The following is a 1,231-nucleotide window of genomic DNA, read 5'->3' as shown; positions in this document are numbered from 1 at the left end:
CTGCTGCTCGCCCTCGGCCTGGTGCCGATCCTTGCCACCTCCGCCTGCAATGCCGCCGACCCGGCCGCCAACAGCGCCCAGACCGCAGCGCCTGCAGCCTCCACCACTGCCGACCAGCGCCCGTTCACTGCCACCGAAATCAGCCGGTTCGACCAGCCCTGGGCGATGACCTTCCTGCCCGACGGCAGCCTGCTGGTCACCGAAAAGCGCGGCAAGCTGCAGCACCTGGACCCGGCCAGCGGCCAGAAGCATGAGATCACCGGCGTTCCGAAGGTCGCTTACGGCGGCCAGGGCGGCTTCGGTGACGTGATCCTGCACCCGCAATTCGCGAGTAATCACGTGATCTACCTCAGCTACGCCGAGGAAGGCACGCTGGACACCCGCGGTGCTGCCGTGGCCCGGGCCACGCTGGCACTGGATGCCGACGGCGGTGGCCAGCTGAAGGACCTGAAGGTGATCTGGCGGCAGAGCCCCAAGGTCAGCGGCGAGGGCCACTACGGGCATCGCCTCGCGTTCGGCCCCGACGGCAAGCTGTGGATCAGTTCCAGCGAGCGCCAGAAGTTCGATCCGGCCCAGGACATGGGCGGCAACCTCGGCAAGATCATCCGTCTCAACGACGATGGCAGCCTGCCCGCCGACAACCCGTTCGCCTCACAGGGCGGCGTTGCCGCGCAGGTGTGGTCGCTGGGCCACCGCAACATCCTGGGCATGGCCTTCGACGCGAACGGCAAGCTGTGGGCACACGAGATGGGCCCGGCCGGCGGCGACGAACTGAACCTGATCGTGCGCGGCGCCAACTATGGCTACCCGATCGTTTCCAATGGTGACCATTACGACGGCCGGCCGATTCCCGACCACGACACTCGCCCGGAATTCGCCGCGCCGAAGGTGACCTGGACGCCGGTGATCTCGCCGGCCGGCTTCGTGATCTACAGCGGCAACCTGTTCCCGCAGTGGAAGGGCAGCGGCTTCATCGGTGGCCTGTCGTCGACCTCGCTGGTGCGTGTGGCCTTTGACGGCGACGGCGCGCGCGAAGCTGAGCGCTTCAGCATGGGAGAGCGCATCCGCGAAGTGGAACAGGGTCCGGATGGCGCCCTGTGGCTGCTGGAAGACGGCAGCAAGGCGCGCCTGCTGAAGCTCACCCCGAAGACCTGATGCCCCGGTAGTGCCGGCCGCTGGCCGGGCAGTGTTCATTGCAGGTCCTTGGCAGGCAGACGGGCACGCTTTGCCC

At 67.8% G+C, this 1,231-nt stretch carries 1 protein-coding gene; it reads left to right on the top strand.

What is annotated here, in order from left to right:
* On the top strand, positions 1 to 1,155 hold a 1,155-nt coding region (locus VG543_RS21160), incomplete at its 5' end, for a PQQ-dependent sugar dehydrogenase (RefSeq protein ID WP_423181124.1).
* Positions 1,156 to 1,231 lie beyond the last annotated feature (76 nt).

This window comes from Stenotrophomonas sp. CASM101, from assembly GCF_049384845.1.
Taxonomy (GTDB): domain Bacteria; phylum Pseudomonadota; class Gammaproteobacteria; order Xanthomonadales; family Xanthomonadaceae; genus Stenotrophomonas; species Stenotrophomonas hibiscicola.
This window is presented reverse-complemented; position numbering and strand designations above follow the sequence as displayed.